This is a genomic window from Pukyongia salina (genome assembly GCF_002966125.1).
Lineage (GTDB): Bacteria > Bacteroidota > Bacteroidia > Flavobacteriales > Flavobacteriaceae > Pukyongia > Pukyongia salina.
Window position 1 is genome coordinate 1862497 of the sequence record NZ_CP027062.1, and the last position, 24088, is coordinate 1886584.

A 24088-nucleotide genomic window follows, 5' to 3' on the forward strand; every position below is an offset into this window, starting at 1 on the left:
ATGATGAAAAGACTAAGCATCCTTTTAATATTACCTTTACTTTTTTGGGCCTGCGACTCCGAAAAAGCCTGGGATTGTATACAAGATTCGGGTGAGTTGGTACAGCAGGAATACAACGTGCCACTGTTCAAGAAGATCCAGGTTTGGGAGCGTGTTCAACTAATAATTCAGCAGGGAAATACGCAAACTGTAAGAGTGCAAACAGGCGCTAACCTTATCAATGAAGTACAGGTAGTAGTGGAAGATAGTACCCTAAAGGTGAGCGATCGCAATAGTTGCAATTATGTAAGAGACTATGGCATCACAAAGGTTTTTGTTTCGTCACCAGACATTAGAGAGATCCGCAATAGCTCCGGCCTTACCGTCGAGAGCCTGGGCACACTTGGCTTTAACGAATTGGCTCTTATCTCGGACGACCCGGAAACCCTGGAAATATATCATCACGATGGAGATTTCGACCTCGACCTGGATGTGGTATTACTGCGGGTGCAGTCTAATGGATTATCTAAATTTTACCTCAGGGGTAAGGCACAATACCTTGGAATCAGGTTCGACGATGGCGATCCACGCCTGGAAGGAGCAGATCTAATTGTAAATAATGTAAACTTATTTCAGCGAAGCACCAATAAGATCATCGTGAATCCGCAAATATCCATTAAAGGACAGATTAGAGGTCTGGGGGATGTAATAGCTTTAAACCGCCCACCAATTGTTGAGGTGGAGGAATTCTTCCGGGGCCGCCTTATTTTTCAGTAGTAAGTTCGATGAATAATTTTTCGAGAGTGGTATTCTTCTGGTGTAGCTGAAGGATCTTTAACTCATTATCATGCGCAAAGTCGAATACCTTGCCGCGCATATCCTCGGCCGTGTTGAAATAAATATGATACACAAACCCGGCAGGGTTTTCCACTTTCATAACTTTTTCCAGCTTCTGAAGAGCAATGGTCTCCACCCGATAATCGAATTCAACCTCCACGATCTGCTGCTTCCCCGCTTTTAGTTCGGTGAGTTTTTTATCTAAAACTATCTTCCCGTGGTTAATAATGATCACCCGGTCGCATATGGCTTCTACTTCCTGCATGATATGGGTAGACAGCAATACGGTCTTTTCTTTCCCCACTGTTTTTATGAGTTCCCGTATCTCTATAAGCTGATTGGGATCCAGGCCAGTGGTGGGCTCGTCCAGGATGAGTACCTCAGGATCATGGAGCAAAGCGGTAGCCAACCCAACTCGTTGTCTGTATCCTTTGGAGAGTTGCCCTATCTTTTTATGAGCTTCGGGTGCCAGTCCGGTTTGTACTATGATCTCAGGAATACGGGATTTGGGAACTTTGTAGATAGAAGCATTGAAGGCGAGGTATTCCCTTACATACATTTCCAGGTAAAGCGGATTGTGTTCGGGAAGGTAGCCTATACTTTTCTGAACCCTTTTCTGCTCCTGATGTATGGAGTAGCCATTTACCTCCGCACTACCTTCTGTGGGGCGTAAATAAGTGGTGAGGATCTTCATTAAAGTTGATTTACCCGCTCCGTTCGGGCCGAGGAAACCAACTATCTCACCTTTTTTTATTGCAAAGGAAACTGCATCCAGCGCTTTTTGCTGGTCATATTCCTTGCTTATGTTCTCAACGGTTATAGACATTTTTTCGTGTGGTAAAAGTACACAAATAAAAAAACGCTCAAAACATTTTGTTGTTGTCTCTAATTGTTTACTTTAGCACTAATAACAACGACAATGAATAATAACAGTACATATTTTAACTTTTGGTTTTTCTATTTTCTTGGAAGGCACCGGGTAGATATGTAATTATACTATAACATCATAGACAACCCGGAACGTATTTCCGGGTTTTTTTATGGATTAACTTTGAATATTATGAAAGTAGCAATACAAGGAATAGAAGGATCCTTTCATGACGAAGCGGTTCAGCAATTATTTCCTGAAACTGAGATCGAACTGGTAAAGTGTGAGGCTTTCGACCAGGTAACCCAATGTGTAAAGAACGGGAAGGCCACCTATGGGGTACTGGCGATAGAAAACACCATAGCCGGCTCCATTTTGCCTAACTACAACCTTATAGACGCAGACGAATTTGAAATATTCGATGAGGCGTTTTTAAACATTCAGATGTACCTGATGGCGCTGGAATCTGAATCCATTATCGATATTTTCGAGGTGCATTCGCATCCCGTAGCCCTCTTACAGTGCCGGGAATATCTACGGAAATTCCCTCCACAATTCAAGATCATTGAAGGAAAGGATACCGCTTCAGAAGCAAAAAGAATAAGAGAGAATAATATAAAAGGAGCGGCAGCCATCGCAGGAAAACAAGTGGCAAATCGCTTCGGATTAAAAATTCTGGACAGCAATATCCAGGATATCAAAGAAAACGAAACCAGATTTGTACTAATTGGGAAACGCGGTGCCAGTTTTAGTAAGAAGGTGCCTAATAAAGCGACCATCAAATTTCAATTGGACAGCGAGGTTGGAACCCTTAGCAAGGCATTGCAGTTGCTGGCGAGTTACGATATGAACCTCACCAAGATACAGTCGCTACCTGTGCTTGGAGTTCCATGGCGTTATGCGTTTTTTGTGGACGTTACCTTCGGCGATCCGCAGAAATTTTACGATGCTACAGAAGCACTTAACAAATCGGTAAAAGAATTTAAAATAGTGGGCGCCTATACTCAGAATAAGGAGAATGCTCCCAGTGAACTTACAAAGGTGCTGGCACATGGAAAATAAAAAAGAACTGAGAAACTGGCTGAATAAAATGGAACTCGCACATCCGCTGGTTATTGCGGGTCCCTGCAGTGCAGAAACCGAAGAACAGGTATTAAATATAGCACATCAGTTAAAGGATACAGACGCCACTGTGTTGCGGGCCGGGATCTGGAAACCCCGTACGAGGCCCGGGAATTTCGAGGGAGTAGGGGCACTTGGGTTAAAGTGGTTGCAGCGCGCCAAGAATGAGACCGGGATGCTGATCACCACCGAGGTGGCCAGCCCTACCCATGTGGATCTGGCACAAAAACACGATGTGGATATTTTCTGGATAGGAGCCAGGACCACGGTATCTCCTTTTATCGTACAGGAAATAGCAGAGGCCTTACGTGGAACCGATAAGCCGGTACTTATAAAGAATCCGGTAAATCCCGATCTGGCTTTGTGGCTGGGAGCAGTAGAACGTTTTTATGAAGCCGGAGTATCCAACCTAGGGGTGATTCATCGCGGCTTCTCAACCTACGAAAAGACACGTTATAGAAACAATCCCGAATGGCAGATACCTATCGACCTCCAGAATCGATTCCCGGATCTTCCGTTGATCCTGGATCCGTCTCATATAGCAGGAAGGAGAGATATTATTTTCGATCTATGTCAGACCGCCCTCGATCTCAATTACGATGGCCTTATGATAGAAACACATAACGATCCGGACAATGCCTGGAGTGACGCGGCACAACAGATCACCCCGGAAACCCTCGACCAGATCACGGTAGATCTAAGGATACGTAAAGAAGAAGGGGATGCCGTCGAATTTCGAAATAAACTGGCTACCCTTCGAACCAAGATCGATGTGGTAGATCATAAATTGCTTGAGATCTTAGGGAAGAGAATGAAGATATCGGATGAGATAGGAAAATTGAAAAAAGATAATAACGTGGCAATTTTACAAACCCGACGATGGAACGAGATTTTAGGGAAGATGATCCTGGAAGGAGAAGAGCAGAATTTAAGCGAAGAATTTGTGCTTCGTATATATAAGGCTATCCATCAGGAATCCATCAATCACCAGAAGAAAGTTATCAGTAACTAAAAAAGCCCGCGTTTAGCGGGCTTTTTATTCTTTAAAAACAATTTTATTTTGCTCTTCTAAATGTAAAACGGGTAATAAAGATTCCATTCCCATCACCTTTACCTCCTTCACTCTCCACGCCACTGTTTATCCAGAACAATTCCCAGCCTTCTTCAGACATGGCGTTGATCTTAGACATCACCACGGCATCATTGGCTGCGATGTTTTGAAACCTGATTCCACCAAGATTGTAGAAGTTCAATAATTTGGTTTCATCGAAATCCTTTACACGAATATCTCCTCGCTTCGATTTGTTTCGATCGTTATCCTCTTCGGTTCTTGTTGAGGTAAACTCTGTGTAATCTCTCGATTCGTTAGCCGAGATCATTCTCGATCTCCCTAGACCATTAGGAACGATAGATTCTACAACAGTAACGATCTGGTATTCGTAAGTTTGTGCATTGTTAACCTGTACAGAGGCAAAAACAATAAAAATTGTGATTAGAAATTTTTTCATAATAAGTGTTTTGTTTACGTGTGCGGCAAATATAATAGATTTATGGCGCGGTTTATTTTTATTTTCTGAATTTTGCAAGGCATGAAAGGAACGGTTTATAAATCGACAGGAAGTTGGTATACAGTGAAGACCGACAATGGTAAATTCTACGAATGCAGGATAAAAGGAAAGTTTCGCATAGAAGGAATTAAGAGCACCAATCCTGTGGCTGTTGGGGATCACGTTTATTTCGATATCCAGACCAAAGGAGATGAAACCGTTGGGATTATACATACCATAGATGAAAGAGAGAATTATATTATCAGGCGCTCTGTAAACCTTTCAAAACAAACCCATATCATCGCTGCCAACATAGATATAGCCTTTTTGCTTGTAACCATCAATAATCCGCCCACTTTCACCACCTTTATAGATAGATTTTTAGTGACCGCCGAAGCGTATAGCATCGACGCCGTTTTGTTGTTTAATAAAACCGACAGAAGCACGGAAGAAGAACTGCTTGAAATGAAGTATCTCGCAGCTTTGTATCGGAAAATTGGATATACCTGCGTTGGGATCTCGGCAGCCACCGGGAAGAATATCGACAAAGTTAAAGCGCTGATGAAAGGTAAGGTGTGTATGTTTTCGGGTCATAGTGGTGTAGGGAAATCCACCCTGATCAACACCCTCGAACCAGGCTTAAATATAAAAACCTCCGAGATATCAGAGCAGCATCAGCAGGGCCAGCACACCACTACTTTTGCCGAGATGTACGATCTTTCATTCGGGGCTAAGATCATAGACACCCCCGGGATAAAGGGTTTTGGGGTAGTAGAAATGGATAAGGAAGAATTAGGAGATTATTTTCCCGAGTTTTTCGAGTTGAAACAGCACTGTAAATTTAATAATTGCCTTCATCTTGAAGAACCACAATGTGCGGTAAAAGGAGCGCTGGAAGCGGAAGATATTGCCTGGTCGCGCTATAAGAGTTATACACAGATTCTATCCGGGGAAGAAGATACATATCGTTAATTTATTTTTATGAGAGCAGTAGTTCAGAGAGTCAAGGAAGCATCGGTACGCGTGGAGGGGAAGGTGATATCTCAGATTGGGCCGGGATTTCTGGTCTTACTGGGAATTGAGAACGAAGATAAGCAAGAGGATATCGATTGGCTGGCCGCTAAGATCGCGAGGTTGAGGGTCTTTTCGGATGAAAATAACGCCATGAACTTAAGTATCCTTGAGACGAAGGGAGATATAATTGTGGTGAGCCAGTTCACCCTGCACGCGAGTACAAAAAAAGGCAATCGGCCATCATTTATAAAGGCCGCCAGGCCGGAAACTGCGATTCCCTTGTACGAGGCATTTGTGGCCGAAATGAGTACCCATTTAGGGAAAAATGTGCAAACCGGCGAATTTGGAGCAATGATGGATGTAGGTCTTGTTAATGACGGGCCTGTCACTATTGTGATAGACACGAAGTTAAAAGAATAGGAGTGGATTGGTTAGTCTTCTAAATAACTGAAGTGGGAAAATTATAAAGCAAAAATCTTACCTTCGAATTAAATATTCATTGTAAAAGTTAATATCATAAAAAAACCGGATCATGAACCTGAAACACTCCCAATTAGCCGTCGATACATGGATAAAAGACCATGGGGTACGTTATTTTAACGAATTGACCAATATGGCCCAGTTAACCGAAGAAGTGGGAGAAGTTGCGAGGATCATCGCCCGGAGGTATGGTGAACAAAGCGAAAAAGAGAGTGACAAGAGCAAAGATCTGGGGGAAGAATTGGCAGATGTGGTTTTTGTGGTACTTTGCCTGGCCAATCAGACCGGGATCGACCTGGAGGCGGCCTTCAACAAAAAATTAGAAAAGAAGACAAAACGCGATCACGATCGCCATCACGGAAATAAAAAACTAAACTGATGTTTAAGCGCGTACTTGCTCAAAAAGGATTTTGGAGATCGGTGGTATCTTTGGCACTGGCCTTTGCCATTTTATTTATGATCATAAAATGGGCGATAGAAGGATTTTCCATGGCGTATTTCACCGAACAAAACCCGCTTTTCTTCTTATTGGGGATTCTAGCTGCCGGACTGGTGTACGGTTTCTTTGTAACCTTCGGAAAGTTTAGGGCCAAACTGAAGAAAGAAGACCTTAAAAAATGATAGCTGCTCTTAGCCATGATAGCGCTGCCGCCATAGAACATGCTCATATAGAGGTAACAGGTTCTAAAAGCGAATCTAACCGATTATTGATCCTTCAGGCGCTGTTTCCTCAAATTGAAATAGGAAATCTCTCCAACAGTGACGATACGCAGTTGCTACAACAGGCTCTTAAAAACAGGGACAGTGAGCTAATAGACATACATCACGCAGGTACAGCTATGCGGTTTTTAACTGCCTATTTTTCTGCTCAACAAGGTAGAAAAGTAGTGCTTACCGGAAGCGAACGTATGAAACAACGGCCGGTTTCACTACTGGTGGACGCTCTCCGGGATCTGGGTGCTAAGATCGATTACAAGGGGGAAGAAGGGTATCCACCACTGCAAATAACCGGAACCACCTTGAGATCGGGAGAGATAGAGATCGCAGCCGGGACTAGTAGTCAGTATATTTCGGCCTTATTACTTATCGCGCCTTCACTTTCGGATGGATTGACCATTAGAATGCGTGGGATGATCACTTCCAGGCCGTATATAGATATGACATGCCAGTTGCTGCAACAACTTGGTTGTTCTGTTATTTTTTCTGAAAACTGTATCACCGTAGAACCGCTTGATATTCCAGTGGAAAGTAAGTTCACGGTAGAATCGGACTGGAGTTCGGCGTCCTATTTTTACAGCGCAGTGGCTCTTTCCGAAGGCCTTTCAATAACCTTGAAAAATTATAAGAAAGAGAGCCTTCAGGGAGACTCGAATTTGGTTCATATTTACGAAAAACTTGGGGTGGAGACCAGATTTAATAGTGCCGAATCCAGTATTACGCTTTCAAAAAAAGATATTTCACTTCCGAAGCATTTAGAACTGGACCTGGCCAAAACCCCGGATATTGCACAAACTATTGCTGTGAGTTGTTTCGGATTAGGAATAGGGTGTAAGCTTTCAGGGTTGCACACGCTTAAGATCAAAGAAACAGATCGTTTGGTGGCCTTACAGACAGAAATGCAAAAATTAGGTGCAACGGTGCAGATCACAGACAATTTGTTGCAATTATCCCCTTCCGAAGCAATAAATTCCGGAATCTCCATAAAAACGTATAACGATCACAGGATGGCAATGGCATTTGCACCCCTCGCATTTAAAGAAAAAATAAGTATTGAAGAACCCGAAGTGGTGTCTAAATCATTTCCATCCTTTTGGGAAGCTATGACTGCCGTTGGGATTACCTATGAAATTAAAAGATAAATCCCGATTTACTTGACAACCCCTGTTCTGAGATTGTATATTTGCAGCTTTTACAATAAAACCGCAGTTCTATGGGAATGAAACTCTCCAATTTCAATTTTAATCTTCCAGCCGAATTATTAGCAGAATATCCGGCTCCTAACAGGGACGAGGCAAGGCTAATGGTATTAAACCGGGCAGATCACAGTATTGAACATAAAATGTTCAAGGATCTAATCGATTATTTCGAGGAAGAAGATGTGCTTGTCTTAAACAATACAAAGGTGTTTCCTGCCCGATTATTCGGGAATAAGGAAAAGACCGGAGCGCGAATTGAAGTATTTCTTCTTAGAGAGCTTAACCCCGAAACAAGGCTATGGGACGTACTTGTAGACCCGGCCAGAAAGATCCGTATTGGGAATAAGTTGTATTTCGGGGAAGACGAATCCTTAGTGGCAGAGGTTATCGATAATACCACCTCCAGAGGGCGTACTCTACGTTTCTTATTCGATGGATCCTACGAAGAGTTTAGGAACAAACTCACCGAACTGGGAGAAACTCCCTTACCAAAATATATAAAGAGAGAGGTGGAGCCTGAAGATGCCGAGCGATACCAAACCATTTTTGCGAAGGAAGAAGGTGCAGTAGCGGCTCCAACGGCAGGCCTACATTTTTCGAAGCACCTGCTAAAGCGCCTTGAGATAAAAGGGGTAAATTTTGCTGAAGTGACCTTACACGTAGGATTAGGCACCTTTAGTCCTGTTGAGGTTGAAGATCTCTCCAAGCATAAAATGGATTCGGAAGAAATTATTATCCCGCAGAAGGCTGTAGATACTATTAACACCGGGATCGTTCAGAAAAGAAGGATCTGCTCGGTAGGAACTACAGTGATGAGGGCGCTGGAAAGCTCTGTTTCGTCTAACAATACACTGAATGCGTATAGTGGCTGGACGAATAAATTTATATTCCCGCCTTACGATTTCAGTATCGCCAACAGTATGGTCACGAACTTTCACACGCCAAAGTCCACCTTACTTATGATGGTGGCGGCTTTTGCCGGGCACGAATTTATAAAGGAAGCCTACGCAGAGGCGATTAAAGAAAAATACAGGTTCTATACCTACGGTGATGCAATGTTGATCATCTAAACGCTTTAAAACCCGATTCTCATCGGGTTTTTTTGTATTCTGTAGTTTCTATTTCTTAAAATCAAAATAAAAAGGTATTTTAGTATACTTATAGTGCAACTAATCAATACCTTAAATGAAAAAAGTTTTACTATACTTTTTCTTTTTTGCCATCATTATTTCATCCTATGCGCAGGATGGAGGCAACTATTTACCGGTTAGTTGGGAACAAAATATTCAAACCAGAACTACTCCAATAGTCTTACCACCCATAGATCTGTATGAAATTCAGCAACAGGATCTTATTAACGACAGGGATAAAAGTCTTCCATGGCGTTATGGAGTTGAAAGAAGCCTGCAACTCGACATAAAAGAGGAGGGTACTCTTATAGAATTACCCAATGGTGATAAAATATGGCAGCTGGCCATTCAATCTCCCAGGGCGATAAGTCTTAGTGTGAATTTTGACCAGTTTTATATTCCCGATGGTGGAAGATTACACCTGTTCAACGACGATCGTACCGATGTTTCAAAAACATACTCTAAAGCCACCAACAGGCCTAATAAACGGCTGGGTTCGTGGTTTGTGATGGGAGATATCATCTGGATAGAATATTATCAGCCTGCTTTCGTGACAGAAGAGGCCAGTTTAAAGATAGAAGGATTAATTCATGGCTACAGGCTTGGAAAGATAAACAGCCTGGTGGAAGGAATGCGAGGCCTGAACGATTCGGGTGATTGTAACTACGATGTGAATTGCTCTATTGGAGCAGATTTCGACAGTAAAAAGGACCTGGTGAAAAAAGCGGTAACCCTGCTTAACCTGGGGAATGGATATCTATGTTCGGCTGCACTGATGAATAATACCGCCCAGGATAAAACTCCATATTTATTGACTGGTAATCACTGCCTGGAAAATAGCGATCCCGCGCTCTGGTCTATTAGGTTTAATTGGGTGAGCCCCGATCCTGTTTGTGGTACAGCAGACAATAGTGAAGATATCCAGTCTAATTTTACCATGAGTGGAGCCGAACTAAGGGCGAATAACAATGAAAGCGATTTTGCGCTCGTGGAATTATATAACAGAATACCGGGCTCCTGGGATGTTACCTTTGCGGGTTGGGATAATACAGACGATCTCCCCGTCTTTGAAGTAGGTATACATCACCCCAATGGGGATATCATGAAAATTTGCAGGGATGACAGCGGTGCTATAAAAGAAAATGCCAATGGTACCGAGGTGTGGCTCATAAAAGGAGTTTCGGTGGGGAATGGCGACGGCTGGGAGATTGGTACCACCGAGAGCGGGTCATCTGGTTCTCCTTTATTTAATGAAGAAGGCAGGATCATTGGTCAGCTATATGCCGGACAATCGTTTTGCGAAGGAACCCAAAACAATGGCGATTACGATATTTATGGCCGGTTTGCAGTGTCGTGGGCTGCGGCTTCAGACCCACAAAGCCGATTGATGGATTGGCTGGATCCGGCCGGTACCGGGCAAACTACCATGGACAGTATGCAGAATATCTTAAGTGTTCCGGATATTGAACTTACCGGACAACTGCAAATATACCCTAATCCGGCATCCACAGAGATAACCATTATGAACTCTCGTTATCCAAATCTGGTCTACAGATTTTATACGGTAACCGGTAAACAGCTATCCATAGGATCATTCTCTAATACTATGAATACTTTCAATGTGGAGTCTTATGCTAGAGGTATCTATTTTCTTCACTTGATAGATGAGGACAGTGGAGCTGATATCACAAAAAAGATCATTATCAACCGATAATATTCTAATCTTTCTCTTTTCTTTTTCAGTTTATCCTCCATAGTTTCATGGTACACTATTATATGGTATTTTTGCATGCGGATGGAAACAGTGAAAAAAGATATTAGGGCATTGTCTAAAGAGCAGCTTCAGGAGTTTTTTGTTGAAATGGGCGACAAGAAGTTTCGTGGGGACCAGGTGTACGAATGGTTGTGGAATAAAGGGATCCATAGCTTCGAGGATATGACGAATATCTCCAAAACCACCCGTTCTCAACTGGAGGAGCATTTTGTGATCAATCATATAGAGGTAGATAGTATTCAGAAAAGTAATGACGGTACTATCAAGAACGCGGTAAAATTGCACGACGGATTGATAGTAGAGTCTGTTCTTATCCCTACAAGTTCCCGTACTACAGCCTGTGTTTCTTCCCAGGTAGGATGCAGTCTGGATTGTAAATTCTGTGCCACAGCCCGTCTAAAACGAATGCGAAATCTCAACCCTGATGAGATCTACGACCAGGTGGTGGCTATCGACAAGGAAAGTCGCCTATATCATAACCGGCCGTTGTCCAATATTGTTTTTATGGGAATGGGAGAGCCGTTGATGAACTATAAGAACGTGCTGGCATCCATTGAAAAGATCACCTCGGTAGAAGGCCTGGGGATGTCGCCAAAACGTATAGTGGTATCCACCTCCGGAGTTCCGAAAATGATCCGAAAACTGGCCGATGATGAGGTGAAATTCAACCTGGCGGTATCGCTGCATTCGGCAATTCAGGAAAAGCGGGAAAAGATTATGCCTTTCGCCAAGCAATTCACTCTTACAGATCTAAAAGATTCTCTCATCTACTGGTACGAAAAAACCAATAAAAGGATCACCTACGAGTATGTGGTATGGAAAGGTATCAATGACAATGATGAAGACATAAAAGCCCTTATCGAATTTTGCAAAGCTGCCCCAAGTAAGGTGAATTTAATTGAATATAACCCTATTGACGACGGTGAATTTCAGCAGGCAGATAACGACGCCATCGATCGTTACATCACAGGCCTTGAGGCAAACAGAATTCCCGTCACTATAAGGAGAAGCCGAGGTAAGGATATAGATGCCGCCTGTGGGCAATTGGCGAATAAGTCGTAGCAATCCCAGTCTTAAAAATTAGTACATTTACCCACTAATGAAGATAGTCTCTCAAATAAAGTTACCAATTGAGAACGAAATGGAACTTTTCGAGAAAAAGTTTTCTGGGGCTATGTCTTCAAAAGTTTCTCTACTTAACAGGATCACACATTATGTTGTAAACAGGAAAGGGAAGCAAATGCGTCCGATGTTTGTTTTCCTCATTGCGAAAATGAACAACAATGGCGAGGTAAACGAACGCACCTACAGGGGTGCTTCAGTGATTGAACTTATACACACAGCCACGCTGGTACACGATGATGTAGTGGACGACAGTAATAGAAGACGAGGATTCTTCTCTATCAATGCGTTGTGGAAGAACAAGATCGCCGTGCTGGTGGGGGACTACCTGCTTTCCAAAGGTTTGCTTTTATCTATCGACAATGATGATTTCGATCTATTAAAGATTATATCGGTGGCGGTTCGTGAGATGAGCGAAGGTGAACTATTACAGATCGAAAAAGCCAGATCGCTGGACATTACGGAAGATGTATACTTCGAGATCATCCGCCAGAAAACCGCAACCCTTATCGCGGCCTGTTGTGCCATGGGGGCACAGTCTGTAAACGCTCCGGCTTCGGAGGTTGAGAAATCCAGAGAATTTGGAGAATTGATTGGCATGGCTTTTCAGATCAAGGATGACCTTTTCGATTATGGCGACGACAAAATAGGAAAGCCTACGGGGATCGACATCAAGGAGAAGAAAATGACCCTTCCACTAATTCATGCCATCAATAAAGCTACTTCAGAAGAAAAAAGATGGTTGATCAATTCGGTAAAGAATCACAACAAGGATCGTAAGAGAGTTAAGGAAGTAATTGCCTTTGTAAAAGAAAAAGGTGGATTAGAATATGCCATCGAGCAAATGAAAGATTATCGGCGCCGTGCACTGGAACTGCTGGCATCCTATCCCGAATCTGAATACAGATCGTCTCTCGAACTAATGGTGAATTACGTGATCGACCGTAAGAAATAAGATGGGGATATAGTTCTTGTTTGAATTAATAAAACACTCTTTTTACATATTTTTCTACCTTCAGGCAACCCTTAGAAAAATAATAGCGTCTATATAAATGAAACAACCTGCGTAGCATAACTTGAAGCTGATCTCATTACATAAAAATTACAGTACCCTTATAAAAAATGTAGCCAGGGGTAATAGGAAAGCACAACATGAATTGTTTGAAATGTTTGCGCCCAAGATGCTCAGTGTTTGCAGACAATATATAAAACATGGGGATCTGGCTGAAGAGGTTATGTTGAGTGGGTTTTTTAAGGTCTTTAATAAGATAGAAACCTACTCTGGAAATGGAAGCTTTGAAGGATGGATAAGGAGGATCATGGTGAACGAATCACTTTCTGAATTACGCCGGCAAAAGAAACTCAATTTTCAGGACGAATCGGTGATCGAAAACTCTCTTGAGCATTCGGCTTATATGGATTCGGAATTGGAAGCAGAGGAGATTCAGAAGCTCATAGATGCGCTACCCGACGGTTATAAAACAGTATTTGTACTGTATGTTGTTGAAGGCTACAAACACAGCGAGATTGCCGAATTACTTCAAATAAGTGAAGGAACGTCCAAATCGCAATTATCGAAAGCCAGGAGCATGCTTCAGGTAATGATTAATAAACAAAATAATACAAGCTATGGCACCCATTAAGATAGAAGATAATATCAGGGAAAAGTTACAGGAGAGGGAAATACAACCCTCTGCAGATGCCTGGGAGAAGTTGGATGCACGTCTTGGCAATCCGGAAAGATCAAAAATGAACCGTACAACCTGGTTTGCGATTGCTGCAGGTTTTACAGGCTTACTTATCCTTGCAGCTGTTTTCCTGAATAATAATGGGATTGCTAGTGGCAATGAACTGGTAGAAGATAGTTCGGAAGAATTGCCCAATATCCAGCCCGAGGATAGTTCGAACAAGTTCATTGCAGTGCCGGACAACGCTCAGGGAGAGATCGCTTCCGAAGAAATAAAATTGGAAAATCCCGTGATTAAGGAAATCCCAAAGATTGAAAAGAACGAAAATAAGAAAGAATACCTGGCTAAAGTGGACCCAACCAACACTAATAATGAGGCCGTCGTTACTAACGTACCGAAAGAGAAAATAAACAAGGAGAATGAACTGAGGCCGGAACAACCCATGACGAATGACGATTTTATGAAGAATAAGGTCAATGAGGTGGTAGCCGAAGTAGAAAACAGGGTAAAAGCTAATAATACGGTTTCGCCTGAAGAGATCGATGAGCTACTGAAACAGGCACAACGCCAGATAAGCAAGCAACGAATATTGAACTCACAAAACAACAAGGTAGATGCTGCAGCACTACTTGAGGATGTAGAGTTCGAACTGGAGCGAAGTTTTAGGGATAAGGTCTTCGATGCTCTTGGCGATGGTTATAAGAAAATTAGGACCGCTGTGGCGGAGCGTAACAATTAATATTTATTCATCAATCACTCCCCGCAAAGTGGGGAAAAAAATCTGAACACTTATGAAACTAATTACTTTTTGCACCGTAATTACGGTGTGGTTACTGGGTATGGCTTCAATTCAAGCCCAGGACTCTGAAATCTTAAGCAAGATCGAAGTATTGGAAGCCACTAAAGATCGAATTATTGAAGAAGAAAAGGATGCCTTGAAAGCTTCTGTGGAAGGGATCAATCAACGATTGGAATTGGAACAGATCAGCCAGGCAGAGGCAAACGAACTCAAGCAAAAAATAGCCGAAAAACACGCGCTTAATATTGAGAACCGCCTGGCTATTATCGATAATAAGATCGAGCTTTTAAAGCGCAACGATGATGCAACGATCCTGAATGATGATGGTGACAGGTTTGTTATCGAGATTGGTTCTGGTGAAGACAACGACAATTCGTTTATCTTCATTGGCAAGCAAAACAGGGCTAGGCAATTCGATAGACGTACCACCAGTGATTTTGTGCTGGCTTTTGGTTTAAACAATGTAATTGTTGATGGGAAATTAGGGGATGATGTGTATAAAGTGGGTGGCAGCCGTTTTGCCGAACTAGGCTGGGCCTGGAAAACGCGAGTCTTTAAGGAAAGCAACTGGCTACGGGTAAAATACGGATTTTCATTTCAATTTAATGGCCTGAAACCTAAGGACAATCAATATTTTGTAGATACAGGCTCTCAAACCGAGTTGCAAACCTTCGACCTGGATCTGGATAAATCTAAATTTCGTCTCGACAACCTGGTTATCCCTGTACATTTTGAGTTTGGTCCCTCAAAGAAGATAGAGAAGGACACCTACTTTAGATATTCCACACATAATAAAATAAAAGTAGGACTTGGAGGTTATGCAGGGCTTAAGTTGGGGAGTCGCCAAAAGTTAAGGTTCGACGATATGGGCCAGGAGGTAGATCGAAAGGAAAAAGGTGATTTCAATACTAACAATTTTATCTATGGCGTAAGTGCGTATGTAGGCTGGGGAGATGTAGGTCTTTACGCAAAATACGATCTCAATACCATTTTTAAGGATAACCCGATTGAACAACGTAATATATCCCTAGGATTGCGTTTCGACCTGGAATAGGCATTATTCCCTGAAATTGTAAAAAGGCTTCATTAATGAGGCCTTTTTTTAATGCTGAAAACTTAAAATAATAGTATTTTTACTGAAGTCAGATTTTCTCCCATTGATCTCAAAAACAACCATAGATAATGTGTTTGAAACCGCCCGTGTAGAGGAGGTAATAGGCGATTTTGTTCAATTGAAGAAATCGGGGAGTAACTTTAAAGGTCTTAGCCCTTTTACCGATGAGCGAACGCCCAGCTTCATGGTTTCTCCGGTAAAACAGATATGGAAGGACTTTAGTAGTGGAAAAGGGGGAAATGTGGTTGCCTTTCTTATGGAACACGAGCATTTTACGTATCCCGAAGCCATCCGGTATCTGGCAAAGAAGTATGGGATAGAAATAGATGAAACAGAGCAAACCGATGAGCAGAAGGAGCTGGCGAACGAACGGGAAAGTTTGTACCTGGTTAGTGAGTATGCCAAGGATTATTTTGTGTCTGCACTGCATAAAACCGAAGAAGGAAAGGCGATCGGGCTTACGTATTTCAAAGAGCGTGGTTTTACCGATGAAACCATTAAAAAGTTCGAATTAGGATATTCTCCAAACCAGTGGAGTGCCTTTACCGATACGGCCATTAAAAAAGGATATAAGCTGGAGTTTCTCGAGAAAACCGGCCTCACAATTGTAAAAGAAGAAAAGCAATTCGATCGGTTTAAAGGAAGGGTGATGTTTCCCATAAAAAGCATGAGTGGCCGGGTACTGGGCTTCGGTGGCAGGATTTTAAGCAGTGATAAGAAAGCGGCCAAATACCTTAATTCTCCTGAGAGCGATATTTACCACAAGAGTAAAGTTCTGTATGGTATTTACCAGGCTAAGCAGGCAATTGCCAAAGAAGATAATTGTTTCCTGGTGGAAGGATATACAGACGTTATCCAGTTCCATCAAACCGGGATTGAAAATGTGGTTTCCTCTTCAGGTACGGCTCTAACACCGGAACAGATAAGACTTGTCAACAGGCTCACCCGGAATATCACCGTATTGTTTGATGGGGATGCTGCCGGTTTGAGGGCTTCCTTACGAGGAGTAGACCTAATCCTGGAACAGGGAATGAATGTGAAGATCTGCACCTTCCCCGAGGGGGAGGACCCAGACAGTTTTGCACGCGAGAATTCGCTCGAAATGCTGCGATCCTACCTGGAAGAGCACTCTAAGGATTTTATAAGCTTCAAGGCCTCTTTGTTGGCTTCGGAAGCGAAAAACGATCCTATAAAAAAGGCAGACACCATCAGGGATATGGTAGTAAGTATTTCGAAGATACCCGATGTGATCAAACAGGAGGTATACATCAAGGAATGCTCGAGGATCATGGATATTTCTGAAGAAGTTCTATTCAATACCCTGGCGCAACTCCTTCAGAAAGAAAAAAGAGAAGCCTCAAAACGAACTTCACAACCACCGCTTGAAACGATGGGTATTGTGCCTGCCGAACGCCAGGCTGTTCAGAAAATAGATATACAGTTTGAACTGGAACGGAAGATCATCGAACTTCTCTTACTCTACGGTACCGAGGAAGAAGAATTCGACGACCTGATCCTGGAAGCCAATGAAGAGGGTGAGATTGCATTTACCCCGGAAAAAATGCGAACAAAAGTCTATGAAAAGATCTATTTGGATCTTCAGGATGACGAGATCGAATTTATGAACGAGGATTTTAGGGAGTTGTATTATGAGATCATCAATAAATTAAACCGGGAGCAGGATCTCAAGATAGATGCACTGGTAAATCAGTTACAACCGGAAAAAGCCGAAACAGTTACTCATATACTTATGGAGGAAGAAAAATACAGTCTTCACAATTGGGAACGAAAAGAGATCTATGTAAAAGAGAAAAAGCATGCTATTTCACAGGTGGTAAGTGAAACGATACTCAATTTAAGAAGGCACCTCGTTACATCGAAGATAGCCGAACTATCTAAAAGTCCACTGAAAAACGGGGAGTATGAGGACAAAACTGTTCTGGAAAATATAAGTGATTATACCATCCTGAGAGATGTGCTATCCGAGAAACTTAGGCGAGTGCTATAATTATCCAAATTGAAACATTCTGGACTGATGGATTAGATCGGCCAGATTGTCTACTTTCAATTTTTTAAGCAACCTGGTTTTATAGGTGCTAACTGTTTTCTCATTTATGTTAAGTGCGTTCGCGATATCCTTATTGCGTTTTCCGCTGGATAACAGGTTAAGCACTTCGATCTCTCGAGATGACAATTTTTTATATCGGCTAATGGCACTGGTTTCACCAACATTGCGGCTGGTGAACGTTGAGGTAAGATCTTCGTTGAGGAAGATGCCACCTTTAGCGATCTGTTTTAATGCTTTTAGGAACACTTTTGTGGAGGCGGTTTTGGGGACATAACCTGCGGCACCGGACTTTATGGAACGCAAAGCGTAGATCTCCTCCGGATGTGTAGAGAAAATAAGTACTCTAACTTCCGGGAATTCCGTTTTAATACCCCTCAAGGCATTGATTCCATTAATATGGGGCATGTCGATCTCCATGATAAGGATATCGGGTTTTTCTTCCTGTAAGCTCTTGTACAGTTCATCTCCGTTATTAGCCTTCCCGATAATCTCGAAATTATCGTTCTTTTTCAGCATACAAGCGATCCCCTTTCTTGTAACCGGATGATGATCGGCGATAAATATTTTCTTCATTTCCAATTCGGTCTTTTTCAAAGACACCTGCAACAAATATATTTGTTAGAAGTGTGAGGTTTTTGTAATACAAATACTACAAATCAAAACTAAAGAAAAGAATTTTGCTTGTTAGGAAATTTCGTTCAACGTAAAAAAAACTCGTTGAATGCACTTAATTTTTCAGTTGGGCCGGTATTTCGCATACCGGAATAGGCACCATTTTGTGTTGATTGGCTTTATTGAGTCTTAAATAGATAGACATTACCTCCCTTTTTCGACCTTCAAAATGCGAATTATCCTTCCCGGCATCTTGCATTTTCATAGCCCATTCCAGTTCGTCGTAACTTGCTCCTATCTGATCCTCATCGGTTCTGTTATCGCCCCAAAGTCCATCGGTGGGAGCAGCGTCTATGATCTCCTGGTTTATCCCTAAAAACCGCGCAATTTCGTAGACTTCACTCTTCATAAGGTCTGCTATGGGACTAAGGTCTACTCCTCCGTCACCATATTTGGTAAAGAATCCCACACCAAAGTCTTCCACTTTGTTTCCCGTACCTGCCACCAGGTATTTTTTAAGGGCGGCAAAGTAGTATAAACTCGTCATTCGAAGGCGAGCTCTTGTGTTTGCCAGCGACATAAACCGTGATTCTTCGTTTTCAACCGGGGGTAGAGCAGCTAGTAGGCCGTCAAAAACAGGGGTAAGGTCCACCTTGATCATAGAAACATCGGTATAGTTCTTTTGAAGCCAGTCAATATGATTCAAGGCACGACTCACCTGAGACGGTGCCTGATGAATGGGCATTTCGAGGCATAGGAGTTCCAGTCCTGTACGGGCACATAAAGTAGAAGTTACCGCCGAATCTATCCCTCCACTAATACCAATTACAAACCCTTTCATATGGGCATTGGTTGCATAATCCTTCAACCAGTTTACAATATGGTCTACAACTTTTTCGGTCTGCATAAAATGGGTATTGTGGGTTTATAGTGATAACTTTGCCACACAAAAGTAAGGCAATTAGAAAATTTATAAAAACGGTAGACGTTAAACAATTTCAAAGCTGATCAGAATGAGGTATTTTTTATTGTTTATAGTGGTGCTATTCATGGCATCCTGCGATAGAAAGAGTAATATAGAAAAGGAAATTGAAGGGATCCCAATGGATATTGAGATCCTTCGTTTCGATAAGGAATTTGCGGCCGCCAGCATAAGTGAATTGCCATCCCTAAAGAAGAAATATCCGGTGTTCTTTCCCGAGCAATTTCACGACAGTGTATGGGTAGGGAGAATGCAGGATACCCTGCAACGCCAGCTTAGTGATGCCGTGGAACAGGTTTTTCCTACCGAAGCTTATATAGAAGATCAGTTGGTTCCTTTGTTTCAGCATATAGAATATTACTTCCCCGAATTCGAGGCACCCACAGTGGTAACAGTTACTTCAGATGTGGATTACCAGAATAAAGCGATCGTTGCAGATAGTTTGCTCGTGCTGGGCCTGGACACCTATTTAGGGGAGGACCACGAATTTTACACCGGGATAAAGCGCTATGTGGCTAAGAATTTAAAGCCTTCACAGATTGGGCCGGATGTGGCTACTTCGTATGCAAGGCAACTAATTAGTATCCCCAGAAAGCGTGATCTGCTATCGCAAATGATCTATTTTGGTAAAGAACTATACTTAAAGGATATTTGGCTGCCCGAAGTTTCGGAGGCGGAAAGAATTGGCTACACCGAAGAAGAAATGCAATGGGCACACGATAATGAGATTGAGATCTGGCGATATTTTGTTGAACGAGAACTTTTGTACAGTACAGACGTTAAATTACCTCCCCGATTTATCAACCCAGCCCCATTTTCTAAATTTTACCTGGAAATTGACAACGAATCACCCGGGATGATCGGTAGATTTATCGGCTGGCAGATTGTACGTTCCTATATGGAGAACAACGATACTTCCGTAGCCCAGCTCATGATCATTTCACCAGAGGAGATCTTTAAAAAATCAAAATACAAACCCGCGAAATAATGGCAACAAATACTTCAGAAATAAAAATAAATGTAAGCCTTGACGAGAACAAGATCCCGGAATCCTTATCATGGTCTGCACCGGACGGAGGTGTGGATAACAGCCCATCTAAAGCGATGTTGCTTTCAGTATGGGATCATACGGCCAAAGAGGCACTTCGTATCGACCTCTGGACCAAGGATATGCCGCTGGACGAAATGAATGTCTTTTTTCATCAAACCCTAATGGCTATGTCGCACACTTTTCAACGGGCTACCGGCGACGAAAAGATGGCTGCTACCATGCGCGATTTTTGCGATTATTTTGCCGAAAAACTAGAGCTGAAAAAAGATTAATGCAGCTACTCTTTGTATACAATGCGAATGCAGGTAGAGCCAACGCTGTGCTGGATAGTATGCATAAGATCCTGAGTCCTTCCACCTACGATTGTAAATTATGTGAACTTACTTTTGGCGCCTTTACAGAACGAAATATCTGGAAGGAGTTCAGGAAGAATTCTAATGTGAACATGCGTTTTCTTCACAAGGATGAATTTAAGAAGGAGTTTCGCTCCAAATGGCTTCCGAAGTACAATTTTCCGGTTGTGCTGATACAAAATGAAAATAAACTGGAATTATTTATTACTTCCGAAGAATTTGAAGCTTTACATTCGCCACAGGTATTGATTAAACTGATCCAAGATCGTTTACCTCTTTATTGATCGCATCGATATAATCTAATAGCTGATCTCTTCCATAGCCCTTACTGGAGGAAGTAATGAAGTATGTGGGAATTGTTTCCCAGGTCTCCAATAGTTTTTTTTGGTAGGCTTCGATGTTGGCCTTAAGGGCGTTAGGTTTTAATTTATCTGCTTTGGTAAAAACGATGGCAAACGGCAGCTGATTCTCACCCAGCCATTGCATAAATTCCAGATCGATCGGCTGAGGTTCGTGCCTGCAATCAATTAGTACGAATCCTAAGACCAATTGTTTTCGTTTCTGAAAATACTGGGTGATGAATTTCTGAAATGTCTTTTTGTCCTTTTTCGATACACGGGCGTAGCCGTATCCGGGCAGATCGACGAGATACCAGTTATCGTTAATGAGAAAATGGTTAATGAGCTGGGTCTTCCCGGGCCTGCCTGAAGTTTTTGCCAGGTTTTTTCGTTGCATCAGCATATTGATAAGGGAGGATTTCCCTACGTTACTTCGGCCAATGAATGCATATTCGGGCAATTTATTCTTGGGGCACTTAGCCACATCGCTATTGCTCATTATAAATTCTGCCGAAACGATCTTCATGCTGTTGGGTTTAAAATCCGCGCTCCTGCAGCCAGGCGTATAATAAGTCGTTAAACTCATCGGGGTGTTCCATCATAGCGGCATGACCGCATTTGTCTATCCAGAACAGATCCGAATCCGGGAGCAGCTCGTGAAATTCTTCTGCCACTTCAGGAGGAGTGACATTGTCTTGTTTCCCCCAAATGATACAGGTAGGGGTGTTCATTTTTGGGAGATCCTTAGACATATTGTGCCGTATCGCACTTTTGGCGATAGATAAGGTACGTATTAGTTTATTGCGATCGTTTACGGAGGCGTAAACCTCATCTACGATCTCTTTGGTGGCAACCTTGGGATCGTAGAACACATTTTCGGCTTTCTTCTGAATATAGTCCCTGTCGCCTCGTTTCGGATAACTCTCTCCCATAGCGCTCTCATAGAGCCCGGAGCTGCCTGTGATCACCAATGCTTTTACCTTCTTAGGGTATAATTTAGTACAGAGTAAACCTATATGTCCGCCCAGGGAATTTCCTAACAAGATCACATTTTCGAACCCTTTATGGTCGATAAATTGGGCTACGTATTCTGCAAACTTCTTTACATTGGTTTTTAGAATAGGCATGGTATAAATAGGTAATTCCGGGATGAGGATCTGGTAACCTTTTGCCGGGAAAAATTCGGTCACGCCATCAAAGTTACTTAGCCCACCCATGAGCCCGTGTAGCACTATAATGGGAGTTCCTTCTCCTACCTCAAGATATTTGAATTTGCCTTCTTCGCGTAAGTGGTTTGACATTCGGTCACTCGGTTAACAATCGCTAAAATACACAAAAATAGTTGAACTGTACGAGGGTTTTCAACTTCCCTTTTCAGTATCAATTTTAGATCATATGGTGTCTTAGTATATAGCTAACATAGGTTGAAGAAGGCTGTAAAACCAGATGTAAAGCACACAAAATCAGCTATATAAGATAAATGCGGGGATAAGGTGTCAAAACTTATCAACAATGTGGTAAAAAGTGGTAAAAAGTGGTAAAAGTTATATATATTTGAATTTATTACTAGCGAAACCAGATTCTCCTAATGCTCAATCTAATAGGTACATACGAATGCAAAGCCGATGTAAAGGGGCGTGTTATGGTGCCGGCTGCTTTGAAAAAGCAATTGGCAACAGTAGCCCAGAACGGTTTTGTTATTAAGCGTGCTGTTTTTCAGCCCTGCCTTGAATTGTATCCTATGGACGAATGGCAGGCACTAATGCGAAAGATGGGTGAGCTGAACAGATTCAACAGGAAGAACAACGATTTTATAAGACGGTTTACGGCAGGTGTGAAAACAGTAGAACTGGATGCCACAGGAAGGTTGAATATACCAAAAGACCTGGCGTCTTTTGCAGGGATGGATAAAGACGTTGTGATCTCTTCTGCGATCAATATCGTCGAAATCTGGGATAAACAAAAATATGAACAAGCCATAGATGACGCTGCCAACGATTTTGCAGATCTGGCTGAAGATGTAATGGGCGATGCAAGCAATGCAGACCATGGAATATCATAAACCGGTACTACTTAAAGAAACGGTAGACGGGTTAAACATCCAACCTGAAGGGGTTTACGTGGATGTTACTTTTGGCGGCGGCGGACATTCAAGGGAAATAATAAAACGACTGGGAGAAACAGGCAAACTAATTGCCTTCGATCAGGATACAGATGCGCTTGAGAATGCTATCGATGACCCGCGGTTTTTGTTAATTAACGAAAACTTTAGGTTTCTCAAGCGCTTCTTACGTTTCTATGGTTATAAGCAGGTGGATGGGATCCTGGGTGATTTCGGGGTATCATCTCATCAGTTCGATGTAGCCGAACGCGGATTTTCTACCCGGTTTGAAGCCGATCTGGACATGCGGATGGACAGGAACAGTGATTTCTCCGCCTATGATGTGATCAATACTTATGAGCAAAACCGCCTGCGGTCGGTATTGGCTAACTACGGAGAACTAAGAAGTGCGGCCGGGATGGCTAGAATGATCGTTGAAGCTAGGGGGGAGGAACCCATAAAAAGCAGTGATCAGTTGAAAAGAGCACTGGGGCGTTTTCTTCCGAAGCATAAAGAGAATAAGATCCTGGCGCAAGTGTATCAGGCAATTCGAATAGAGGTTAACCAGGAGTTGGAAGCCCTGAAGGAGTTTCTCCTGCAAACTAATGAAGTGCTGAAACCGGGGGGGCGATTGAGTTTGATCTCTTATCATTCGCTGGAAGACCGACTGGTTAAACGTTTTATGCGAAATGGAATGTTTGAAGGAGAACCCGAGAAGGATGTCTTCGGAAAGGCAGAGGTGCCATTCAAACCTGTTGGGAAGTTTATAATCCCTTCGGAAACGGAAATAGCTGAAAACCCCAGGGCAAGAAGTGCAAAACTAAGAATAGCAGAAAAACTGTAATGAAGAAGAGTTTTTATAATGTGGTAAAAGGTAAGTTTTTGGTAAGCGACGACGCTTTCCGAAACTGGCGCTTTATCATTTTTCTCTCCTTTTTAGCGCTCATTATGATCGCGAGCTCTCATAGTGCCGATAAAAAGGTACACAGGATCGCCCAACTTAACAACGAAGTAAAGGAATTGAAAAGTGAATATGTGGATATCCGTATGAAACTCATGCAAACCAAATTGGAGAGCAGGATCATTAAGGCAATGGCGGCACGAGGTTTACAACCCTCGGTGACGCCACCTCAGAAAATAAGAATAATCACAACTAAAGAATAAAGGGTGGCCATCGAAGATAAAAACATACT

Annotated in this window: 28 protein-coding genes; 22 read left to right on the forward strand and 6 right to left on the reverse strand. The window is 42.4% G+C overall.

The window, feature by feature from the left end:
• A complete protein-coding gene (locus C5O00_RS08380) occupies positions 1-756 on the forward strand; it encodes a head GIN domain-containing protein (protein WP_158676810.1) in 756 nt (251 codons plus the stop codon).
• On the opposite strand, the gene gldA is transcribed toward C5O00_RS08380, so the two are convergent.
• Positions 743-1642, reverse strand: a complete 900-nt coding sequence (gene gldA / locus C5O00_RS08385; protein ID WP_105216433.1) for a gliding motility-associated ABC transporter ATP-binding subunit GldA — start codon at positions 1640-1642, stop codon at positions 743-745. The two genes, C5O00_RS08380 and gldA, sit on opposite strands and share 14 nt — an antisense overlap.
• 234 nt (positions 1643-1876) lie before the next feature.
• Here gldA and C5O00_RS08390 point away from each other — a divergent pair, with 234 nt between their 5' ends.
• On the forward strand, positions 1877-2746 hold the full coding sequence (locus C5O00_RS08390) for a prephenate dehydratase (RefSeq protein WP_105216434.1): 870 nt from the start codon (positions 1877-1879) through the stop codon (positions 2744-2746).
• Entirely contained in the window at positions 2736-3818 is a 1083-nt protein-coding gene (locus C5O00_RS08395; RefSeq protein WP_105216435.1) for a bifunctional 3-deoxy-7-phosphoheptulonate synthase/chorismate mutase type II, read from the forward strand. The genes C5O00_RS08390 and C5O00_RS08395 overlap by 11 nt, the downstream gene beginning before the upstream one ends.
• A gap of 43 nt (positions 3819-3861) precedes the next feature.
• Here the strand turns inward: C5O00_RS08395 and C5O00_RS08400 are convergent, their stop codons facing one another.
• Positions 3862-4314 (reverse strand): hypothetical protein, encoded by a 453-nt coding sequence (locus tag C5O00_RS08400; protein ID WP_105217611.1) that lies wholly within the window; start codon positions 4312-4314, stop codon positions 3862-3864.
• 81 nt (positions 4315-4395) lie between these two features.
• On the opposite strand from C5O00_RS08400, the gene rsgA reads away from it, so the two are divergent.
• The 13 genes from rsgA to dnaG all read left to right on the forward strand — a co-directional run bounded on the left by rsgA (position 4396) and on the right by dnaG (position 17398).
• Positions 4396-5325 (forward strand): ribosome small subunit-dependent GTPase A, encoded by a 930-nt coding sequence (gene rsgA, locus C5O00_RS08405; protein ID WP_105216436.1) that lies wholly within the window; start codon positions 4396-4398, stop codon positions 5323-5325.
• A 9-nt stretch (positions 5326-5334) separates the two neighbouring features.
• Positions 5335-5787, forward strand: a complete 453-nt coding sequence (gene dtd / locus C5O00_RS08410) for a D-aminoacyl-tRNA deacylase (protein ID WP_105216437.1) — start codon at positions 5335-5337, stop codon at positions 5785-5787.
• A gap of 112 nt (positions 5788-5899) precedes the next feature.
• Positions 5900-6226 carry a nucleotide pyrophosphohydrolase gene (locus tag C5O00_RS08415; RefSeq protein ID WP_105216438.1) on the forward strand — a complete coding sequence of 109 codons (327 nt, stop codon included), beginning with the start codon at positions 5900-5902 and terminating at the stop codon, positions 6224-6226.
• On the forward strand, positions 6226-6468 hold the full coding sequence (locus tag C5O00_RS08420) for a hypothetical protein (RefSeq protein ID WP_105216439.1): 243 nt from the start codon (positions 6226-6228) through the stop codon (positions 6466-6468). The genes C5O00_RS08415 and C5O00_RS08420 overlap by 1 nt, the downstream gene beginning before the upstream one ends.
• The gene (locus tag C5O00_RS08425; RefSeq protein ID WP_105216440.1) at positions 6465-7706 is read left to right on the forward strand and encodes a 3-phosphoshikimate 1-carboxyvinyltransferase; all 1242 of its coding nucleotides are present in this window, start codon (positions 6465-6467) and stop codon (positions 7704-7706) included. The genes C5O00_RS08420 and C5O00_RS08425 overlap by 4 nt, the downstream gene beginning before the upstream one ends.
• Before the next feature lie 77 nt (positions 7707-7783).
• Positions 7784-8833: a tRNA preQ1(34) S-adenosylmethionine ribosyltransferase-isomerase QueA gene (gene queA / locus C5O00_RS08430; protein WP_105217612.1), complete on the forward strand. Its 1050-nt coding sequence runs from the start codon at positions 7784-7786 to the stop codon at positions 8831-8833.
• A 115-nt stretch (positions 8834-8948) separates the two neighbouring features.
• The gene (locus tag C5O00_RS08435) at positions 8949-10607 is read left to right on the forward strand and encodes a T9SS type A sorting domain-containing protein (protein WP_105216441.1); all 1659 of its coding nucleotides are present in this window, start codon (positions 8949-8951) and stop codon (positions 10605-10607) included.
• An 81-nt stretch (positions 10608-10688) separates the two neighbouring features.
• Positions 10689-11729, forward strand: coding sequence for a dual-specificity RNA methyltransferase RlmN (rlmN, locus tag C5O00_RS08440; RefSeq protein ID WP_105216442.1), 1041 nt, complete (start codon positions 10689-10691; stop codon positions 11727-11729).
• Positions 11730-11766: 37 nt separating this feature from the next.
• A complete protein-coding gene (locus tag C5O00_RS08445) occupies positions 11767-12744 on the forward strand; it encodes a polyprenyl synthetase family protein (RefSeq protein ID WP_105216443.1) in 978 nt (325 codons plus the stop codon).
• A 121-nt stretch (positions 12745-12865) separates the two neighbouring features.
• Positions 12866-13432, forward strand: coding sequence for an RNA polymerase sigma factor (locus C5O00_RS08450; RefSeq protein WP_105216444.1), 567 nt, complete (start codon positions 12866-12868; stop codon positions 13430-13432).
• Positions 13419-14216 (forward strand): hypothetical protein, encoded by a 798-nt coding sequence (locus C5O00_RS08455; protein WP_105216445.1) that lies wholly within the window; start codon positions 13419-13421, stop codon positions 14214-14216. Before C5O00_RS08450 ends, C5O00_RS08455 begins: the two co-directional genes overlap by 14 nt.
• A gap of 52 nt (positions 14217-14268) precedes the next feature.
• Positions 14269-15330 carry a hypothetical protein gene (locus C5O00_RS08460; protein ID WP_105216446.1) on the forward strand — a complete coding sequence of 354 codons (1062 nt, stop codon included), beginning with the start codon at positions 14269-14271 and terminating at the stop codon, positions 15328-15330.
• Positions 15331-15433: 103 nt separating this feature from the next.
• Complete coding sequence (gene dnaG / locus C5O00_RS08465) at positions 15434-17398, forward strand: DNA primase (RefSeq protein ID WP_105216447.1); 1965 nt, start codon at positions 15434-15436, stop codon at positions 17396-17398.
• On the opposite strand, the gene C5O00_RS08470 is transcribed toward dnaG, so the two are convergent.
• Together C5O00_RS08470 and nadE are read right to left on the reverse strand one after the other, a co-directional pair.
• Entirely contained in the window at positions 17399-18031 is a 633-nt protein-coding gene (locus C5O00_RS08470) for a response regulator (protein ID WP_105217613.1), read from the reverse strand.
• A gap of 154 nt (positions 18032-18185) precedes the next feature.
• Positions 18186-18977, reverse strand: a complete 792-nt coding sequence (gene nadE / locus C5O00_RS08475) for an NAD(+) synthase (protein ID WP_105216448.1) — start codon at positions 18975-18977, stop codon at positions 18186-18188.
• 106 nt (positions 18978-19083) lie between these two features.
• On the opposite strand from nadE, the gene gldB reads away from it, so the two are divergent.
• The 3 genes from gldB to C5O00_RS08490 are packed head-to-tail and all read left to right on the forward strand — an operon-like array spanning position 19084 to position 20740.
• A complete protein-coding gene (gene gldB / locus C5O00_RS08480; RefSeq protein ID WP_105216449.1) occupies positions 19084-20040 on the forward strand; it encodes a gliding motility lipoprotein GldB in 957 nt (318 codons plus the stop codon).
• The gene (gene gldC, locus C5O00_RS08485; RefSeq protein WP_394342086.1) at positions 20040-20375 is read left to right on the forward strand and encodes a gliding motility protein GldC; all 336 of its coding nucleotides are present in this window, start codon (positions 20040-20042) and stop codon (positions 20373-20375) included. Before gldB ends, gldC begins: the two co-directional genes overlap by 1 nt.
• Entirely contained in the window at positions 20375-20740 is a 366-nt protein-coding gene (locus tag C5O00_RS08490; protein WP_105216451.1) for a GTPase, read from the forward strand. The genes gldC and C5O00_RS08490 overlap by 1 nt, the downstream gene beginning before the upstream one ends.
• Here the strand turns inward: C5O00_RS08490 and yihA are convergent.
• Together yihA and C5O00_RS08500 are read right to left on the reverse strand one after the other, a co-directional pair.
• A complete protein-coding gene (yihA, locus tag C5O00_RS08495) occupies positions 20706-21320 on the reverse strand; it encodes a ribosome biogenesis GTP-binding protein YihA/YsxC (protein ID WP_105216452.1) in 615 nt (204 codons plus the stop codon). The two genes, C5O00_RS08490 and yihA, sit on opposite strands and share 35 nt — an antisense overlap.
• 10 nt (positions 21321-21330) lie before the next feature.
• Positions 21331-22095: an alpha/beta fold hydrolase gene (locus tag C5O00_RS08500; RefSeq protein WP_105216453.1), complete on the reverse strand. Its 765-nt coding sequence runs from the start codon at positions 22093-22095 to the stop codon at positions 21331-21333.
• A gap of 287 nt (positions 22096-22382) precedes the next feature.
• Between C5O00_RS08500 and mraZ the strand changes: the two genes are divergently transcribed.
• The 3 genes from mraZ to C5O00_RS08515 are packed head-to-tail and all read left to right on the forward strand — an operon-like array spanning position 22383 to position 24059.
• Positions 22383-22856, forward strand: coding sequence for a division/cell wall cluster transcriptional repressor MraZ (mraZ, locus tag C5O00_RS08505; protein ID WP_105216454.1), 474 nt, complete (start codon positions 22383-22385; stop codon positions 22854-22856).
• On the forward strand, positions 22843-23739 hold the full coding sequence (gene rsmH, locus C5O00_RS08510) for a 16S rRNA (cytosine(1402)-N(4))-methyltransferase RsmH (RefSeq protein WP_105217614.1): 897 nt from the start codon (positions 22843-22845) through the stop codon (positions 23737-23739). The genes mraZ and rsmH overlap by 14 nt, the downstream gene beginning before the upstream one ends.
• Positions 23739-24059: an FtsL-like putative cell division protein gene (locus C5O00_RS08515; protein ID WP_105216455.1), complete on the forward strand. Its 321-nt coding sequence runs from the start codon at positions 23739-23741 to the stop codon at positions 24057-24059. Before rsmH ends, C5O00_RS08515 begins: the two co-directional genes overlap by 1 nt.
• The last annotated feature ends 29 nt before the right edge of the window (positions 24060-24088 follow it).

What these genes read in the sequence shown, in the direction of transcription:
- C5O00_RS08380 (WP_158676810.1), top strand. Translation starts at nt 1, where the DNA reads ATGATGAAAAGACTAAGCATCCTTTTAATATTACCTTTACTTTTTTGG.
- gldA (WP_105216433.1), bottom strand. Translation starts at nt 1,642, where the DNA reads ATGTCTATAACCGTTGAGAACATAAGCAAGGAATATGACCAGCAAAAA.
- C5O00_RS08390 (WP_105216434.1), top strand. Translation starts at nt 1,877, where the DNA reads ATGAAAGTAGCAATACAAGGAATAGAAGGATCCTTTCATGACGAAGCG.
- C5O00_RS08395 (WP_105216435.1), top strand. Translation starts at nt 2,736, where the DNA reads ATGGAAAATAAAAAAGAACTGAGAAACTGGCTGAATAAAATGGAACTC.
- C5O00_RS08400 (WP_105217611.1), bottom strand. Translation starts at nt 4,314, where the DNA reads ATGAAAAAATTTCTAATCACAATTTTTATTGTTTTTGCCTCTGTACAG.
- rsgA (WP_105216436.1), top strand. Translation starts at nt 4,396, where the DNA reads ATGAAAGGAACGGTTTATAAATCGACAGGAAGTTGGTATACAGTGAAG.
- dtd (WP_105216437.1), top strand. Translation starts at nt 5,335, where the DNA reads ATGAGAGCAGTAGTTCAGAGAGTCAAGGAAGCATCGGTACGCGTGGAG.
- C5O00_RS08415 (WP_105216438.1), top strand. Translation starts at nt 5,900, where the DNA reads ATGAACCTGAAACACTCCCAATTAGCCGTCGATACATGGATAAAAGAC.
- C5O00_RS08420 (WP_105216439.1), top strand. Translation starts at nt 6,226, where the DNA reads ATGTTTAAGCGCGTACTTGCTCAAAAAGGATTTTGGAGATCGGTGGTA.
- C5O00_RS08425 (WP_105216440.1), top strand. Translation starts at nt 6,465, where the DNA reads ATGATAGCTGCTCTTAGCCATGATAGCGCTGCCGCCATAGAACATGCT.
- queA (WP_105217612.1), top strand. Translation starts at nt 7,784, where the DNA reads ATGAAACTCTCCAATTTCAATTTTAATCTTCCAGCCGAATTATTAGCA.
- C5O00_RS08435 (WP_105216441.1), top strand. Translation starts at nt 8,949, where the DNA reads ATGAAAAAAGTTTTACTATACTTTTTCTTTTTTGCCATCATTATTTCA.
- rlmN (WP_105216442.1), top strand. Translation starts at nt 10,689, where the DNA reads ATGGAAACAGTGAAAAAAGATATTAGGGCATTGTCTAAAGAGCAGCTT.
- C5O00_RS08445 (WP_105216443.1), top strand. Translation starts at nt 11,767, where the DNA reads ATGAAGATAGTCTCTCAAATAAAGTTACCAATTGAGAACGAAATGGAA.
- C5O00_RS08455 (WP_105216445.1), top strand. Translation starts at nt 13,419, where the DNA reads ATGGCACCCATTAAGATAGAAGATAATATCAGGGAAAAGTTACAGGAG.
- C5O00_RS08460 (WP_105216446.1), top strand. Translation starts at nt 14,269, where the DNA reads ATGAAACTAATTACTTTTTGCACCGTAATTACGGTGTGGTTACTGGGT.
- C5O00_RS08470 (WP_105217613.1), bottom strand. Translation starts at nt 18,031, where the DNA reads ATGAAGAAAATATTTATCGCCGATCATCATCCGGTTACAAGAAAGGGG.
- nadE (WP_105216448.1), bottom strand. Translation starts at nt 18,977, where the DNA reads ATGCAGACCGAAAAAGTTGTAGACCATATTGTAAACTGGTTGAAGGAT.
- gldB (WP_105216449.1), top strand. Translation starts at nt 19,084, where the DNA reads ATGAGGTATTTTTTATTGTTTATAGTGGTGCTATTCATGGCATCCTGC.
- gldC (WP_394342086.1), top strand. Translation starts at nt 20,040, where the DNA reads ATGGCAACAAATACTTCAGAAATAAAAATAAATGTAAGCCTTGACGAG.
- C5O00_RS08490 (WP_105216451.1), top strand. Translation starts at nt 20,375, where the DNA reads ATGCAGCTACTCTTTGTATACAATGCGAATGCAGGTAGAGCCAACGCT.
- yihA (WP_105216452.1), bottom strand. Translation starts at nt 21,320, where the DNA reads ATGAAGATCGTTTCGGCAGAATTTATAATGAGCAATAGCGATGTGGCT.
- C5O00_RS08500 (WP_105216453.1), bottom strand. Translation starts at nt 22,095, where the DNA reads ATGTCAAACCACTTACGCGAAGAAGGCAAATTCAAATATCTTGAGGTA.
- mraZ (WP_105216454.1), top strand. Translation starts at nt 22,383, where the DNA reads ATGCTCAATCTAATAGGTACATACGAATGCAAAGCCGATGTAAAGGGG.
- rsmH (WP_105217614.1), top strand. Translation starts at nt 22,843, where the DNA reads ATGGAATATCATAAACCGGTACTACTTAAAGAAACGGTAGACGGGTTA.
- C5O00_RS08515 (WP_105216455.1), top strand. Translation starts at nt 23,739, where the DNA reads ATGAAGAAGAGTTTTTATAATGTGGTAAAAGGTAAGTTTTTGGTAAGC.